The sequence below is a fragment of the Gordonia sp. ABSL11-1 genome (genome assembly GCF_030315685.1).
In the GTDB taxonomy this organism is placed as follows: Bacteria; Actinomycetota; Actinomycetes; order Mycobacteriales; family Mycobacteriaceae; genus Gordonia.
In genome coordinates this window covers 35,463-51,716 of sequence record NZ_JASXSI010000003.1, presented here as the reverse complement: position 1 = coordinate 51,716, position 16,254 = coordinate 35,463, and the positions used below count along the sequence as shown (strand labels likewise).

Genomic DNA, 16,254 nt, shown 5'->3' with positions numbered 1-16,254 from the left:
CCGCCGTTCAGTCCGGGCGGGACGACACGTGCGCCGACACCACTCGCCACTCCCCCGAGATCCGTACCCACACCTGGGTCTGCCGGCCCACCGCCGCGATGCCGTCGCGCCGGAAGGTGGCGTTGGCCACCGCGTGATCGGAACCGAACGGCGTGATCTCGACCCGCTCCAGCGTACGGTCGAGTCCCGCTGACGGGCGTGTCGAGCGGAACTGCGCGATCTCTCGATGCCCGAACAGTTCCTCGGCCGCACCGAACCGTACCGTTCGCCGATCAGCCCAGAACAGTTCGTCCAGGACCGGGACGTCATTGCTCACCAGCGCGGACTCGTAGCGCAAGAAGGCGGTCGTCACGTCGTCGCGGGCCGTGTCGGGATGTGTCGTCATGAGTCGAGGGCCAGACCGTTGCGTACACGCAACGGCGCCTGGTCGGGGGCCTGCCGAGGAAACGCGAGGCGGCGCGACAGGTAGGCGAACACCGGGCCGAGGAAATTCATCGCGACGACGGACACCCATGCGGCCCAGGGATCTCCGGGGGCGAAACCGAATCCACCGAAGAAGGTGGCGAAGAACGACGCGAAACCGAGGAACATCCCCGGAATCAGCGAGAAGGTGGTCAGCCTGCCGGTGAACATCAGCGCCGAGTTGACGACGAAGATGATGGCCGCGAGCACCGCGTCCTTCGCGAGTTGCCCACTGCCCGCGATGGTTCCGATCTGTTGATCGATCAGGACGATGATCAGTGCGAAGGCGGAGCCGACCGGCATCGTGACCCAGAGTCGTCGAGCATTGGTCAAGGAGGGTCCGCCCAGCAGGAATATGCCCGCCCAACTGATGAAGATAGCCCATGGCGGCAGGTGGAGTGCGGTGCCGCCGATGAAGGCAGTCAGCGCGGCGAGAAACGACGCAACGAATTCGTGAGGGATACGGTCACGCACAGAGAACCTCCGAGATGCGAGTGGTTCGGGTGGTCCGCGCCACGACGCGACCACCCTTGATGACATAGGAACGATCGGGACGGTCCAGCAGGACGTCGGCCACACTGCGCGACGACAGGACAACGAGGTCGGCGATACAGCCCGGCGCGATTCCGTAGTGGTCGCCGATGCCGACCACATCCGCCGCCTGATGGGTCGCCATGTCCAGCACCCTGGCCAGATCGGCCGGTCCCGACAGGTGACCGATCTGCGCGAGGAGCAACCCGATGTCGAGCATGTCGGCGTTGCCGTACGGGGTGAACGCGTTTCGAACGTTGTTCGACGAGTACGCGCAGGTGACGCCGGCGTCCCACAGGTCTCTGACCGGCACCACCCCCCGTCGGGTGTTCACGCTGTCCGACCGACCTCCGAGATGCATGTCGGTGGACGGGAGCGGTACCACCGCCACCCCCGCGGCGGCGAGCCGCGCGAGCACCGCGCACCGATCCTCACGCTCGCGCCCCGCGAGAGATGTCATGTGTCCCAGAGCAACCCGGCCTGACATGCTCCGGTGCGTCGTGACGTCGGCGATGAACTCGGCGAGTGCGAAGCGTGGATCGGCGATGTCGTCGGCGAAGTCGGCGTGCATGTCGACTCCGACGCCGAACTCTTCGGCAAGGTCGAAGACCATCTCGACGTGCCGATGGCAGCTGTCGAGATCGACCTCGTTGTACGTGCAGCCGCCGATCACGTCCGCTCCGCGGTGCAGCGCCTCGCGGAGGAGATCGGCCGTACCGGGTGCTTTCAGGATTCCCTCCTGCGGGAAGGCCACGATCTGCAGGTCGACCAGGCCCCGGTAGTCGTCGCGCAGACCGATCAAGACATCCACGCCGAGCAGCCCGATGATCGGATCGACGTCGGGGTGGGCGCGGATCGTCGTGGTCCCATTGCCGATCGCCTGCTCGATCACCTGACTCGCCCGTCGTCGGACGTTGTCGGCAGTGAAGTTGCGCTTCAACTCACCGGTGACGTCGATCGCCCCGGCCAACGTGCCGTCGCGGTTCGGTTTCTCCTTGTCCAGCAGCGCCTTGTCCAGGTGCAGGTGGGACTCGATCAGGCCCGGGATGACCACACGCCCGGCGCAGTCGATCTCCTCCCGACCATGGGTCCGACAGTGGCCTGAGACCTCGGTGATGCACTGTCCAGAGATCGCGATGTCGACGAGTGGACTGTCGTCGGCCAGCCGCGCGGCGCGCAGGATCAGGTCCATTTCTGTTCTCCTCGTGGCTCACTCACCCCAGCCACTCTTACCGTCCGGTGTTTCCTCAGTGAGCGCGAGGAGTAACGCATGGGTTACACTTGGTCATACCAAGAGACCATGGTTCGCAACGGAGACGCGATGATACGACGGGGACACACACTCAGTGCGAGTACGGCGGCCTATCTGGAGAACATGATCACCAGGGAACTCAAGCCCGGCGACAAACTGCCACCGGAGCGCGTACTCGCCGAGAATCTCGAGGTCTCGCGGACAACGATCCGTGAGGCGCTGAACGAGCTCGAACAGCGACGTCTGCTGACCCGGGCGCCCGGGCGCGGCACCATCGTGCTCCCCCGGTCTGCGAACGCCACCGCGATCCTCGAGACCATGGCCGACGATGCCGAGCAGGGTCACGTGGCGGAACTGCGCATGCTGATCGAACCGCAGGTGGCCGGCCTGGCCGCGGAGCGGGCCATCGAGTCCGATCTCGTGTCACTCGAGGAGATTCTCGCGTCGACCCACACCGGGCTCAATCCAGCGGAATCGCTTCAGCAGGACGTCGCCTTCCATCTCCAACTCGCCCGCGCCGCAAGGAATCCGCTGCTGATCTCGCTCTGCCAGCTGAGTAGCGGGTGGGTACAGAACGTACGGGCGCGCTCACATGCGACGCGCGAGGGGCGACGGCTGTCCTTCGACGGACACACTCAGATCTATCAGGCAGTGCGTGTGAACGACCACGATGCGGCGGTCACCGCGATGACCGACCACCTCGCCGATGTGGCACGCCTTGTCGAGAGGCGGACACCATGACCACGTCGATCAATGACGTCACGATCCTCGCCCGCGGACAGGGACCGATCCGCGGCGAGGACTATCTCCCGTGCCGACCGGAGCAGGTCTTCTGGGGCGATCTCCCCTGCGCCACCGACCGGCCGGTCATCAGCGTTGCGCCGGGATCGACCCTCACCATCGACACCCTGAGCCACGAGGGGATCCTCGCCGACCAAGGTCGCGATCCCCGAGCATACTTCGGCGCGCACGGTGTCGACGCCGACCGTGTTCTCGGCGAGGGTATTGCGTTGGCCGCCTCGGATCGCACTCACCGACAGGGCATCGACGGACCACACGTCACGACCGGTCCGATCGAGGTGGTAGGCGCGATGCCGGGCGATCTGGTGTCCATGACGGTCGTGGAGACGCTGCGGCGAGTGCCGTACGGCGTGGTGTCCAATCGACATGGCCGCGGTTCGCTTCCCGGCGAGTTCCCCTCCGACGGAGTGACGTACAGCGCATTCGTGCCGGTTCTGGAGGGGGCTGACGGGGATCACGGGGTGCTGCCGTTGACGCAGGACGCCGACGGCCCGGTAGCTCGCTTTCCGCTGTCGCCGTTCCTGGGCATCATGGGGGTCGCGGTGGCGGGGGACGTCCGAGCTCATTCCATCCCTCCGGGGCCGCACGGCGGCAACATCGACATCAACGTTCTGACGGCCGGGAGCACCCTCTATCTGCCCGTCCAGGTGCCCGGCGCCCTGGCGTATGTCGGCGATCCCCATTTCGCCCAGGGCGACGGCGAGGTCGCACTCACCGCGCTCGAGGCGTCGCTGCGCGCCACCATCCGATTCGACATCGTTCCCGCCGTAGACGTGGCCGCGCGGTTCGGCGACCTCGTGGGCCCCATCGCGGAGACCCGGGAGTTCTTGGTGCCCACCGGCCTCGACACAGATCTCGACGTGGCCGTGCAGAACTGTGTGCGTGCCGCGGTCTCGGTGCTCACCGCTCGATACGGGATGGACCGCGCGCAGGCGCTCGCCTACCTCAGTGCGGCAACCGACTTCAACATCTCGCAGGTGGTGGATGTCGTGAAGGGCGTGCACGCCCGGATCCGGCGGTCGGATTTCACGGCATGAGCTCTTCTGAGGTCGCCGCGGTCATCCGGGACTATTGGTCGGCGATCCGCGACGACGATCGCACCGCCACTGCGCAGTTCCTGTCCCCGATGGTGGAATGTGCCGTCCCGAGCGGCGTTGTCAGCGGAGTCGAGACCGTCATCGCCTCGGGAGAGCTGTTTCGGAGCTCGGGCCGCCCCGTCGATCTCCGGATCGACATGATCACGTCCACCGCGGCCTCGGTTCTCCTCGTCGAGCAATGCGAGGGCGGCGGGCGCGCGGTGCAGGGCCAGCAATGGCGACGAGGCCCCCGGGGCTGGCAACTGACCGCCGTCCACCTCGGAGGACCGCCGGTCACGTTCGACCGCTCGGTGTGGCGAGTCGTCGGTGACCCCCTGATCCCCGCGACGGCTCGAGGCCCACTGGACGGCGAGGACGTGGCGGTCAAGGATGTGTTCGCCGTCGCGGGACAGCGAATCGGTGCAGGGGTACCCGAGGCCGAGACGGATGCTGAGCCGGAATCCCGGCATGCGTGTGTGGTCGAGCGGTTGATCGCGGCCGGAGCATGTATCCGCGGGATCGCCCGCACCGATCAGTTCGCCTACTCGATGGCCGGTGACAATCCCCACTCCGGCACGCCGCCCAATGCCGCCGTGCCCGGCGGACTGCCGGGCGGTTCCTCGAGCGGGCCGGCAAGCGCGGTCGCCCTGGGCGCGGCGTCGATAGGCCTCGCCACCGACACGGCGGGCTCTGTACGGGTGCCGGCCTCCTATCAGGGCCTGTGGGGGATTCGCACCACACACGGAGCAGTTCCGGTCGACGGAATGCTGCCGCTGGCACCGACATTCGATGCGGTCGGCCTGTTGACCCGCGATCCAGAGCTGCTCCTCGCCGCGACCAGGACATTGGTGGGAGCCGCGGGTGCCGGCACACTCGGGGCCACAACCGTCGACCTCGGCGAGGTCATCGACACCGGCGGTGGTGGACTTCGCGCGATCGCCGAGGCCTTCCGTGTTCACCAGGCTTTTCAGGCATGGCGTCAGCACGGCCACTGGATCACCATGCATCCGAAGGCACTTCGTGGTGCATCCGCCGATCGGTTCGCGGCGGCCGCTGCGATCACCGAGGACGACAACGCACGCGCGAGAGAACGACTCGACCACTGGGCGCAACTGTTCGACGCTCGGCTGGGCGACGCCGTCCTGACCCTGCCGAGCACCCCGTCATCCGCACCGATGCGGTGGGCCTCCGACCGTCAGATCGATCAGATCCGCACAGCAACACTGCAACTCACCTGCATTGCGGCGGTCACGGGGCGTCCCGCTGTGTCGGCACCGTTCGGCCTCGAGGGGTCGGCGCCGCAGGGACGCGGTTTCATGGGCCCGCCGGGCAGCGACCTGGCCCTGATCCGCCGTGCCGCAGATCTCACCCGTCACCGGTGACCACAGCAACCGACCCACGTGACCAGCCGACCCAGGAGCGACGCTCGTGCTCAACCGATTGCGCGCCATTCCCGAAGAACGAATGCACCTCACGCTCATGCTCGTCCTGACCTTCACCACCGGCATCAACGACGCTGTCGGCTATCTCGGGCTGGACAAGGTCTTCACCGGCAACATGACCGGGAACGTCGTCGTCCTCGGCATGGCAGTCGCCGGCGGATCGGAGCTGCCGGTGCTCGGCCCAGCTCTGGCTCTCGCCGGTTTCATGGCCGGGGCCGCGATCGGCGGTCGCGTCCTGCGCCGGAGCGGGCGACGATGGACCCCGGGCACGACCATCCTCTTCGCGACGGTGGCGACCATCATGGCCGCCCTGGCGACAAGCTTGTTCCTCGCCGGGCAGCATCCGGCCGGACCCCTGATGGTCACCATCACGACGATTGCGGCAAGCGCGATGGGACTTCAGGCGGCGGCGGCTCGGGTGGTGGCGGTCAAGGATGTGACCACGGTTGTGGTGACGTCGACGATCACCGGGCTGGCGGCCGACTCGGCCCTCGGCTCCGGGCGCGGTACGGGCACCGGCCGCCGGATCGCAGCAGTGGTGGCCATCATCGTCGGCGCCGGTGTCGGCGCCGGTGTGATGCACCTCCACATGGCAGCCGCACTCCTGATCGCTGCCATCCTGATCGCGGGGGTCACGGTGATCGGCGCTGTCCATGACAGCGGGTCGACCGTCCGGTCCTCGTCCATGGCGTCCACGGTTCCCGGTGACGGCCCGGCCGCGGCACGACAGCGACGGTCCTGAAGCAAGCTCCCGGCCCTCGTCGAGATCACCGAGACGGGCGAATTCGGACATCGGCGGAATATATCTGTCTGTTCATCCGTGGGTAACAAACCGTTCTTACCTTTTTCTCATCAGCGCACCCCGACCGTCGGCGCTGAAAGACCGGGAGAACACACATGTCAGCACCATCTGCCGACGCCACGACCACGCATGAGAGCGCGGCGGGCGAGAGCGTCATCAAGCTCGGCTATCACCAGAACCTGACCAACTCCGACCTCGCACCACTCAAAGAACAGAAGTGGACCTGGTACAACATCTTCGCGTTCTGGATGTCGGATGTGCACAGCGTCGGCGGCTACGTTTTCGCCGGCAGCCTGTTCGCCCTCGGCATCGCCGCGTGGCAGGTGCTCGTCGCGCTGCTCGTCGGTATCATCGCCGTCAACCTGCTCTGCAATCTCGTCGCCAAGCCCTCGCAGCTCGCCGGCGTGCCCTACCCGGTGACCACCCGGGTCGCGTTCGGAGTCAAGGGTGCGAACATCCCGGCCATCATCCGCGGCCTGATCGCCGTTGTCTGGTACGGCATCCAGACCTACCTTGCGTCAGTCGCTTTCGGCCTGCTGGCCCTCAAATTCTGGCCGGGTCTCGAGCCGTGGGGCGACGTGGAGCAGCACGGTTTCCTCGGCCTCAGCATCCTCGGATGGGCCGGCTTCATCCTCATGTGGGTGCTGCAGGCGTTCGTGTTCTGGAACGGCATGGACACCATCCGCAAGTTCATCGACTTCTGCGGTCCCGCAGTCTATGTGGTCATGGTCGCGCTCGCCGCCTACCTGATCGTCAAGGCCGGGTGGAGCAATGTCAGCTTGGATCTGTCCACTGGGCCCGGATTGTCGGGATGGTCGTCGATCACGCAGATGATCAGCGCATTCGCCCTGGTCGTCTCCTACTTCTCCGGCCCCATGCTGAACTTCGGTGACTTCTCCCGCTACGGACGGACGTTCGCGGAGGTGAAGAAGGGCAACTTCTGGGGCCTGCCGGTCAACTTCCTGTTCTTCTCGATCCTGGTCGTGTGCACGGTGTCCGCCGGTGCCACCGTGATCGGCAGGGACGAGGACGGCAACATCATCACCGATCCGGTGCACATCGTCGACAAGATCGACAACACCACCGCGGCCGTGCTCGGTGTGCTCACCTTCGCGATCGCCACCATCGGCATCAACATCGTCGCCAACTTCGTGTCGCCCGCCTTCGACTTCTCGAACGTCGCGCCCACCAAGATCTCCTGGCGGACCGGCGGGATGATCGCCGCCGTCGGCTCGGTGCTGATCACCCCGTGGAACCTCTTCAACAACCCCACCGCGATCCACTACACGATGGACACCCTCGGCGCGGTGATCGGACCGCTGTTCGGCATCCTCATCGTCGACTTCTACGTCATCAAGAAACAGCGAATCGAGGTCGACGATCTGTTCAGCATGGACCCGGGCAAGTCCTACTCCTACCGCAACGGATGGAATCCGGTCGCGATCATCTCGGTGATCATCGCCTCGGTCCTCCCGATCAGCTTCGTGATCTGGGGTACCGCCTACCAGGCCAGCTTCACGTGGTTCATGGGCGCAGCCGCCGGCGCGGTCGTCTACTGGATCGGGATGACGTTCGCACCCAAGAGCTTCATCTATGACACCGGTGTGGAGCCGGAGGTCCTCCCCACGGCGAAGGACGGCACACTCGAGCCGTCCGCGCTCTGAGTCCGCGGACCACGATGCGCATCTGCGTCATCAACCCCAACACCGCGACGGCGATGACCGACATCATCGCCGTCGCGGCGTCCGCGGTCGCCCGCCCCGACGCCGAGATCATCCCGGTGACGTCGTCGATGGGCCCGGCGTCGATCGAGAGTCACTACGATGAGGCGTTGGCGGTGCCGGGCGTGCTCCGCGCGATCGCGGAGCACCCCGATTGCGACGGCTACCTGATCGCCTGTTTCGGAGACCCCGGGATCGATGCCGCGCGTGAGATGGCCGACGCGCCCGTACTCGGCATCGCCGAGGCCGCAATGCATCTCGCGGCGCCGCTGGGGCGTGGATTCTCGGTCGTCACGACGCTGCACCGGACCATCGGTCGGGCCACCGATCTCGTTGCACATCACGGATTCTCCCGACAGTGTCTGGGCGTTCACGCCTGCGACATCCCGGTCCTCGAACTGGAGACCAACCCGGCCACCGCCGACATCCTCGAGAAGGCGTGTCGAGAGGCATTGTTGTCCGACGGTTCGGACGCGATCATCCTGGGTTGCGCAGGGATGGCGGACCTTCCGCGGCGCATCAGCGACGCGATCGGGGCGCCCGTGATCGACGGCATCGCCGCCGGCGTCGGCATGCTGACTGCCATGGCGGCGATGGGACTGCGCACCGGCACCGCGTCCGGCGAGTTCGCTCCCCCACTCCCGAAGCCCTACTCGGGCCAGTTGCGCGACTTCGGCCGGGGCTGAGCACTTTTCGTCCCCTGACCGTGCCCAGACCCTCGCTGACCGTGTCCAGGATCTTGCCGACCGTATCCAGGATCTTGCCGACCGTGTCCAGGATTTCGCCGACCGTGTCCAGATGACGTCGCGCGCTCCGGTCGCTCCCGCCGCGTCGTCCACGTCGGTCGGTCGGCCCGATCACCGAGAAGCTGGGCCCGGTCAGCGACAATCTGGACCCGGTCGGCGGGATTCGAGCCGCCTGCCTGATCGAGAGGTCAGACACGCATCTTGACGTTTCTGGCCGCCACCAGAGCGGAACCCGCCTGCGGGATCAGGACCAGGCCGAGGACGCCCATGGCCAGCGTCCACGAACCGGTCGCGTCGTGCAGCGCGCCGATCACGATCGGCCCGATCGCCGCGACGACGTAGCCGATCGACTGCGCCATCCCCGACACCTGGCCGGTCACTCGTGTGGAGGGACTGCGCAACACCATGAACAGCAAGGCGAGGCTGATCGATGCGCCCGGACCGAACATGATGAGCATGACCCACAGAGTGACCACCTGATCGGTGCTCACCAGGCCGATGAACCCGATCGCACAGACCGCGACGACGATCAGCGTGATGACCCGCTGGTCGGCGAATCGGCCGGCGACGATGGGGATCACCAACGACGCCAGCAGTGCCACCACCTGACCGATGGCGAGTATCGTGCCCGCCTGCGCGTCGCTCCGACCGTGGTCGAGAAGATACTGCGGCAACCACGCACCGAACGTGTAGAACACCAGCGACTGGGTGCCCATGAACACGGTGATCGCCCACGCGATCCTGTTGCCCCGCAAGGAAACCGTTCCCGACGACACCGCGATCCGGTGAACACGCGTCAACTGCGGCACCCAGACCACCATCGCAACGACGGCGAGCACGGCCCACGTCGTCAGGGTCAGCCGCCAGTTGCCGTCGAGCCGCTCGTCGATCGGGACCGTCAGCGCTGCCGCGACGGCGGCGCCGCCCGACAGCGTCATCGAGTAGAGGCCCGTCATCAGACCTGATCGGTGCGCGAAATCCCGTTTGATCAACGCCGGAAGCACCACATTGCAGATTCCGATCGCGGCACCGATGACCGCGGATCCCGCGAACAGACTGATCGGGTGAGGCACGAAGCGCAGTGCCATGCCGAGGATCAGGACGATCAGCGAGACGAAAACGGTTCGCTCGATACCGAATCGGGCCGCGATCCGTGGAGCGAAAGGTGCGCTCAGGCCGAAGAACAGGACCGGCAATGTCGTCAGCAGTCCTGCGATCGCACTCGTGACTACGAGGTCGCCCATGATGTCGTCGATCAGCGGAGCCACCGACACCACCGGCGGACGGAGATTGGCCGCGACGAGCATGATCCCGACGGCGGCGATGACCGCGGCGACACCGCGCGGCGCGTTCCGGTCGGGCCCGTCGGTGTCCGCGGTCCCGTCGGTCGTCGCTCGGGTCGACGTCTTCCCCGACATCACGCCAGCCCCCGTCTCGCCTCTTCGAGATAGGAGTGCACCGCTGCACGTGCCGCATCGGCGTCACCCGCCTCGATCGCCTCGACGAGTTCCCGATGCCCCTGTGGATGCTGTCTGTCGGTCACGGTCGCGTCGACGATCACCGCGTGCATCCGCTGCATGACCTCGACGATCCCGCCATACAGCTCGATCAGCAGACCGTTTCCCGACGCGTCGACCACTCTCGTGTGAAAGACGATGTCCGCCTGCGCATATGCCTCGATATCACCCGCCGACAGCGCCGCCTCGGCTCCTGCGAGGCACTCCTGCAAAGCGACGACCTGTGGCGGGGTCGCCCGCTCGGCTGCCGACGCCGCCGCCTCCGTCTCGACAGCTCGCCGGGCCTCGAGCAGATCGAGATGCGCCGGTCCGGGCAGGCATCGTTCGATGGCCGCAGCGAGGACGTTCCGGCTGCGCACGTAGGTGCCGTCGCCGCGCCGTGGCACGAGCATCCCGGAGTACTCCAGCGCCCGAACCGCTTCGCGGATGGTGTTGCGGCCCACGCCGAAGTGCGCGACGAGTTCCGGCTCGGCTGGTATGCGCTCGCCGACGGGCCACCGGCCGCTGCGGATCATGTCCTGCATACGGCCGACGACGAGTTCGCTGGTGCGGGGCGGTGGCGTGATCAGGTCGGGCATCAAGACACCCTAACATCCCATGTTTGACGGCCATGTCCGCCGGGCGCACCTGGTCGGCCGTCAGTGCGAGTGCACGGACGGCATCTCCCATGTCGGCAACGGGTCCGGAGATCCGCGCCAGGCGTCGGGCCCTTGCGAGAGTTCGCCATCGGTCAACAGAGCCGACCCGAGGAGGCCGTGTACTGCGGGGGCGTCGAGTCGGACACCGATCAGCACCACCCCTTGCGACGGGCCGAGAGCGGTCGCGCCGTCGTCGGCTTCCCAGTACTGTGCAGGCTCGATGACCAGATTCGGACCGGCCTGGGACCAGACCGCCAGGACCTCGGGGCGGCTTGCGATCCAGCAGAATCCCTTGCTGCGCAGCACTCCTCGCAGGTCGGCGAGCACCTGCGCCAGCCGCGCGGGGTGAAAGGGCCGATCGGAGCGGAACACGGTCGAGGAGATCTCGTACTCCTCGGGCTCGGGCACGTGACCACCGAGCAGTGCATCGTCCCAACCTGCGACCGACGACGCGGCCTCGTGATCGAAGAGCCCTGTCCCGACGACACGTTCAAGAGGCACCGCACCCCGATCGCCGACGACGACGTCCGCTCGTGGATTCAGCCGCCGCACCATCGCCTCGACGGCACCGCGTACCTGATCGGTGACCAGGTCCGCCTTGCCGAGGACGACGACGTCGGCGGACTCGACCTGGTCGATGAGCAGATCGGAGATCGAACGATGTTCGCCCCCTTCGGCTTCCATCGCCCGCTCGTCGTGGCGGTCACCCGCGACGAGCTCCGGGAACGTCGCACAATCCACCACTGTCATCATCGTGTCCAATCGCGCGACATCGCCGGGCGACGAACCGTCGTCGAAGACCCGGTCGATGCTGGCCGCCACCGGCATCGGCTCGGAAATGCCGGTCGACTCGACCACCAGCTACTCGAACCTCCCGGCACGGGCGAGTTCACCGACGGACTCGACGAGATCGTCGCGGAGGGTGCAACAGATGCACCCGTTGGTGAGTTCGACGAGCCGCTCATGCACAAGAGTTCGAACCCACCGAGACCGATCAGCGAGGCATCGACGTTGACCTCGCCCATGTCGTTCACGATCACCGCGACCCGGTTGCCGGCACGGTTGGCGAGGATGTGGATGAGCAGGGTCGTCTTGCCCGCGCCGAGAAATCCGGACAGCACGGTGACGGGCAAGGGCGCGCATGGCGGGGAAGGGTCACGCGCCAGTGATGACTGTTTTCAACAAGGCGTTGGCTGGAGCCTGTCAGCCCAACACGTCGAGTGCGCCGATGACGGTCGTCGGCTCGATCCAGACCGCCAGCTCACCCTCCACCCCGTTCCGTGCGCCGAACTCCTCGGCACGGTCGGCACCCATGTACCGTTCGCCGGCCAGAGTTGCGATGCGACGCACCTCGTCGAGGTCGTCGGTCACCTCCGCCCGCCCCTGGATCTGGACGAACGCATACGGCGGCTCCGGCAGGTCGACCGTCAGCACCACGCGCGGATCACGGTTGATGGCACGACCTTTCGCGGTCATCGCACCGGTGTTGAAGGCGATCCGCTCGCCGTCGAGAACGAACCAGACGGGCGCACCTAGCGGTCGGCCATCCTTGGCCAGATAGCCGAGGTGGCCCGTCTTGGTCCCGCTCGAGAGGAAGTCTCGGATCTCCGGATCGTCCAGGGAAGCAGCCATGTCCCCCACCCTACGGCTCATCCCGGCGCCCCGTCAGCGCTCCAGGAGGCGGTCCCCGATACGGCATGCGGTCATCATGATCGTGGCGTGCGGACCGCTGCGGCCGGCCGTGGGCAGGATCGACCCGTCGACAACCCGCAGTCCGTGTACTCCGATCACCCCGCCGAGCCAGTCGGTCCGCTCACCCATCGGCATGCTGCCCCACGCGTGCTGCGAGGTGCGCACCACCGGGTCGGCGGCGACCGAGTCCGGATTCACGTCGCCCGCGAACAGATCCGACCGCAGCATCTCGGCGACGGCACCCACACCGTGCTCGAAGCGGGTGGCCGCCACGTCGTCGACCGTCCCGAGATCGATGGTCAACCCGGTCCGGTTCAGCCGCACCGACCCGGGTGTCCCCGGCCGCATCACCGCGACACCCATCGCGGGCCCCGCCGGCGGGAGACCTTTGATGTAGTTCGCCATATCGTCGCTGTAGCAACGGATCTCGATGTCATCAGCGGTGTGCACCACCGACTGCAGGAGTGGCCGTGTCGCCGCCCGCCCGGATCCCCACCGGGCCCGGTAGTGCACGAGCACCTCGCGATGCTCGTGGACCGGCAACTCATCGGCGTCGCCGAGCATGTCGAGTCCCGACCGCAGCAGGATCGCCGCGGTGCCCAGGGTGCCGGCGCTCAGGACCACCTCACCGCAGTCGATGGTGATGCCACCGACGTCGACGCCTGTCACGGTGCGACCGACCGACGTCACCGCGGTCACCTCCGCCACGGTCGCGACGACCAGGTTCTGCCGGCCGAGTGCCGCCCGCAGGTAGGCCTCGGCAGCCGTGCGACGCCCGTCGCCCTCGCGATTCGACCGCACCCGGTTCACTCCGACGATCGGCCACGGGTCGTCGGCGCGGCGGATCGGCATCGACCGCGCCCAGTACGCCTCGAATCTCGGTACCACGTCGGCGAGTTCGTCGTCGGCGAAGGCCGACACGCCCATGGTTCCGCCCGGCGCATCGAGCTCTGCGTAAGCGGCCGCGACGTCGTCGGCCGTCCAGCCGGTGGGCCAGTCGTCGAAATCACCCGGATGCCATCGGAGGAAGTAGCCGCCATTGACCGACGACGACCCGCCGAGTCCGCGGCCGCGGATGACACCGAGCCCGGATGCCTCGTCGTAGGCCTGGGCGTAGGGCGAGCCGGCGGAGATGGGCAGTACTCCCAGGTCACGGATCTGCGTGGTCGGCCATTCGTGCGGCCCACGGTCGAGCAGCAGGACCGAGCGATCGGGATTGCGCGACAGCCGTTCTGCGATGACACATCCGGCACTCCCTGCGCCCACGACGATCACGTCGACGCGCGACGGCAGATCGTCACGCGACATGGCTATGTCGTCAGGACCGGTCGGAGTGCGCCGAGATCGCGGTGCGTGAGGGCCCCCTGCCAGAGGCCGGCACCGTAGGCGAGGTCGTCGAGCCGGCGGAACAGCGTATAGGTCAGCGGCCCCATCGCCGGGCCCGTCGCGGGTTCGGCGACGGCGTGACGCACCCACGATACGACCCCCTCGGCGACGGCGATCTCGACCGCCAGCCGCCGGAAGCGGGCCGAGATCACCGCGAGGATCAGCGCGACCGGCCAGTAGTGTCGGCAGACCGCACCACCTGCCTGCAACAGACCGAATCCGACCGCCCGGCCGGTCATCTGGGTCGCGACGAGGGGTGCGCCCGGCAGCTCGCCCAGTCGCTGTCGGAGTCGCATCCCGAGCTGCCCGAGAATGATGACGGCGATCGCGAGGCCGACCCGGGTCCGGGTCATCAGGGCGACGACGGCGATGGCCATGGGGATCGACATCACGACCGGCGCGGCGAATCCGCCGTGTCGGTCCGCGAGGTAGGACGCGCCGGTGCCGTAATAGCGCCGCCGATCGAGCACCGACCGGACATCGGTGCGGTGATCATGGGAGACCCGGGCCACCGGGTCGTAGCGCACCCGCCACCCCGCCTTGTGCGTCCGCCAGCACAGATCCACGTCCTCGGCCACCCGAAGCGTTTCGTCGAATCCGTCAAACATGCCGCGCCGCACCACCATCGCTGCGCTCGGGACGTAGGGGACGCGACTTCCGGGGACGACGGCACATTCCTCGGGTCCCATGTCGAGCGAGGAGTAGCCGTTCTCGTAGCGCTCCGCGATCGACGCGCCACGGTCCGCGCGGCTGAGTCCGACGATCCGGGGCGCCACGATGGCGACCGCCGGATCGGAGAAGTGCCCGAGGAGCATCGTCAACCAGTCCGCGGGAGGGACGACATCCGAATCGAGGAAGGCGACGAAGTCGGTCGTCGCGGCGGCGGCGCCCACGTTCCGCGCGGCTGACGGTCCCCGGTTCTCGTCGAGCCGGATCACGGTGACGTCGGCACCGGTGGCGACGATCGGCTGCGGCGAGCCGTCGTCGACGACGATGACCTTCGTACCGGCGACCGCACGAAGGAGCCGATCCACCCCCGACTGATTTCCGCGCACCGGTACGACGACGGTCACATCGTCGGGCCGAGGCCCGAACATGGGGCGCGGGTTGGCGATTCCGCTGTCGAGGAGCCGGCGGGCGAGGCTCCGGGTCGCGGGGTCGCACACCTCGATGCGGCCGTCGGCGGAGGTCATGCCGAGGGCCGCGTCGGTCAGTCGGAGCATCCGGGTCGGCGAACCGCCCACGAGGTAGCGAAGGTCGCGATGCCGCGCGCATCGCATGTCGATCTGCACCTGGAAGCCGTCGGGCAACGTGTTGTCGACCGTGGCGGTGGCCTGCGGCTCCTTGTCCACCGCGGTCATCGTAGGCGTCCCCTGTCCCCGACGTTCCAGTCGCGCACCGCCGACACCAGGCCGGCGATCATCGTCTCGGTGATGTCCGCGCCGTGCTCCTGCGTCGCACCGGCCGGGTCGCCCAGCACACCGTTACGGCTCACCGCGGCCACACCGCCGTCGCGCAGGGTGGGCAGCAACGTGGCGATGGGCGCGACGTTGCCCGTCTCGGCCACCGACATGGACACGGACTCGGGTGAGAAGTGAAGGAGCACAGATGTTTCCGTGACACCTGCGTGCGCATCGCCGCCGGGGACGGCGCACGGGAACCACGCGACGTCCCGGCCCTCGTATCGCAGCCGTTCGACGGCCGCGACCAGGGTGGCACCGTTGCCACCGTGACCGTTGACGAAGACCAGCCGGTCGGCCCACCGGCAGGCGCTGCGCCCGTACTCGATGAGCAGCAGGTGCAGGGCCTCGTGTCCGACGGAGATCGTGCCCGGGAAACCCTCGTGCTCGCCGCTCGCGCCGTAGGACAGGGCGGGCGCGGTGACGATCAGCCGGCCGTCGTCGGTGGGGTCGTCGTCGGTGCGGTTGTCGTCGGTGGGGTCGTCGCCGGCGAGGCGGGCCGCCGCACGCGAGGCGACCAGCCCGGCGATCCGGGTGTCGGTGTCGAGCGGGAGGTGCGGCCCGTGCTGCTCGGTTGCACCGGTCGGCACGAGCAGGGTGACGGTGCGGTCCGACAGTTCGGGCCAGCACATCTGCCCGAGGCCCGACCGTCGCTCCATTCGTTCAACTCTAGCGACGGCACCGGTGCCTGAAAACCGAGTCGACGCATTTACTCCATTCGATTCCGG

The 16,254-nt window shown here is 67.5% G+C and carries 15 protein-coding genes and 1 pseudogene; 6 read left to right on the top strand and 10 right to left on the bottom strand.

Annotated features, from left to right (window positions below; translation table 11 throughout):
- Window positions 1–7 precede the first annotated feature (7 nt).
- Genes hpxZ through QSJ19_RS04580 form a run of 3 tightly spaced genes read right to left on the bottom strand, consistent with a single transcriptional unit; the run spans window position 8 to window position 2,185 of the window.
- Window positions 8–385, bottom strand: coding sequence for an oxalurate catabolism protein HpxZ (hpxZ, locus tag QSJ19_RS04590; RefSeq protein ID WP_286318627.1), 378 nt, complete (start codon window positions 383–385; stop codon window positions 8–10).
- Entirely contained in the window at window positions 382–936 is a 555-nt protein-coding gene (locus QSJ19_RS04585) for a DUF1097 domain-containing protein (RefSeq protein ID WP_286318626.1), read from the bottom strand. Before QSJ19_RS04585 ends, hpxZ begins: the two co-directional genes overlap by 4 nt.
- Window positions 929–2,185, bottom strand: a complete 1,257-nt coding sequence (locus QSJ19_RS04580) for an amidohydrolase family protein (protein WP_286318624.1) — start codon at window positions 2,183–2,185, stop codon at window positions 929–931. Before QSJ19_RS04580 ends, QSJ19_RS04585 begins: the two co-directional genes overlap by 8 nt.
- A gap of 108 nt (window positions 2,186–2,293) precedes the next feature.
- Here QSJ19_RS04580 and QSJ19_RS04575 point away from each other — a divergent pair, with 108 nt between their 5' ends.
- The 6 genes from QSJ19_RS04575 (at window position 2,294) to QSJ19_RS04550 (ending at window position 8,773) form a co-directional block, all read left to right on the top strand.
- Window positions 2,294–2,986 carry a FadR/GntR family transcriptional regulator gene (locus QSJ19_RS04575; RefSeq protein WP_286318623.1) on the top strand — a complete coding sequence of 231 codons (693 nt, stop codon included), beginning with the start codon at window positions 2,294–2,296 and terminating at the stop codon, window positions 2,984–2,986.
- Entirely contained in the window at window positions 2,983–4,083 is a 1,101-nt protein-coding gene (locus QSJ19_RS04570) for an acetamidase/formamidase family protein (protein ID WP_286318620.1), read from the top strand. Before QSJ19_RS04575 ends, QSJ19_RS04570 begins: the two co-directional genes overlap by 4 nt.
- Window positions 4,080–5,504: an amidase family protein gene (locus QSJ19_RS04565; RefSeq protein ID WP_286318619.1), complete on the top strand. Its 1,425-nt coding sequence runs from the start codon at window positions 4,080–4,082 to the stop codon at window positions 5,502–5,504. Before QSJ19_RS04570 ends, QSJ19_RS04565 begins: the two co-directional genes overlap by 4 nt.
- A gap of 46 nt (window positions 5,505–5,550) precedes the next feature.
- On the top strand, window positions 5,551–6,306 hold the full coding sequence (locus QSJ19_RS04560; RefSeq protein WP_286318618.1) for a YoaK family protein: 756 nt from the start codon (window positions 5,551–5,553) through the stop codon (window positions 6,304–6,306).
- Window positions 6,307–6,461: 155 nt separating this feature from the next.
- Window positions 6,462–8,030, top strand: a complete 1,569-nt coding sequence (locus QSJ19_RS04555; protein WP_286318616.1) for an NCS1 family nucleobase:cation symporter-1 — start codon at window positions 6,462–6,464, stop codon at window positions 8,028–8,030.
- Between the two features lie 14 nt (window positions 8,031–8,044).
- On the top strand, window positions 8,045–8,773 hold the full coding sequence (locus QSJ19_RS04550; protein ID WP_286318614.1) for an aspartate/glutamate racemase family protein: 729 nt from the start codon (window positions 8,045–8,047) through the stop codon (window positions 8,771–8,773).
- 248 nt (window positions 8,774–9,021) lie between these two features.
- Here QSJ19_RS04550 and QSJ19_RS04545 read toward each other — a convergent pair whose 3' ends face one another.
- From QSJ19_RS04545 to mftE, 7 genes and pseudogenes are all read right to left on the bottom strand, one after another.
- A complete protein-coding gene (locus QSJ19_RS04545) occupies window positions 9,022–10,140 on the bottom strand; it encodes a CynX/NimT family MFS transporter (RefSeq protein WP_286318856.1) in 1,119 nt (372 codons plus the stop codon).
- A 110-nt stretch (window positions 10,141–10,250) separates the two neighbouring features.
- Window positions 10,251–10,928, bottom strand: a complete 678-nt coding sequence (locus QSJ19_RS04540; RefSeq protein ID WP_286318612.1) for a FadR/GntR family transcriptional regulator — start codon at window positions 10,926–10,928, stop codon at window positions 10,251–10,253.
- 60 nt (window positions 10,929–10,988) lie between these two features.
- A pseudogene (locus tag QSJ19_RS04535) lies at window positions 10,989–12,154 on the bottom strand (GTP-binding protein).
- A 37-nt stretch (window positions 12,155–12,191) separates the two neighbouring features.
- Window positions 12,192–12,620 carry a PPOX class F420-dependent oxidoreductase gene (locus tag QSJ19_RS04530; protein WP_286318611.1) on the bottom strand — a complete coding sequence of 143 codons (429 nt, stop codon included), beginning with the start codon at window positions 12,618–12,620 and terminating at the stop codon, window positions 12,192–12,194.
- Between the two features lie 33 nt (window positions 12,621–12,653).
- Window positions 12,654–13,988, bottom strand: coding sequence for a mycofactocin system GMC family oxidoreductase MftG (mftG, locus tag QSJ19_RS04525; RefSeq protein WP_286318610.1), 1,335 nt, complete (start codon window positions 13,986–13,988; stop codon window positions 12,654–12,656).
- A gap of 2 nt (window positions 13,989–13,990) precedes the next feature.
- Window positions 13,991–15,427: a mycofactocin biosynthesis glycosyltransferase MftF gene (gene mftF / locus QSJ19_RS04520; protein ID WP_286318608.1), complete on the bottom strand. Its 1,437-nt coding sequence runs from the start codon at window positions 15,425–15,427 to the stop codon at window positions 13,991–13,993.
- Window positions 15,424–16,185: a mycofactocin biosynthesis peptidyl-dipeptidase MftE gene (mftE, locus tag QSJ19_RS04515; protein WP_286318607.1), complete on the bottom strand. Its 762-nt coding sequence runs from the start codon at window positions 16,183–16,185 to the stop codon at window positions 15,424–15,426. The genes mftF and mftE overlap by 4 nt, the downstream gene beginning before the upstream one ends.
- Between the last annotated feature and the right edge of the window lie 69 nt (window positions 16,186–16,254).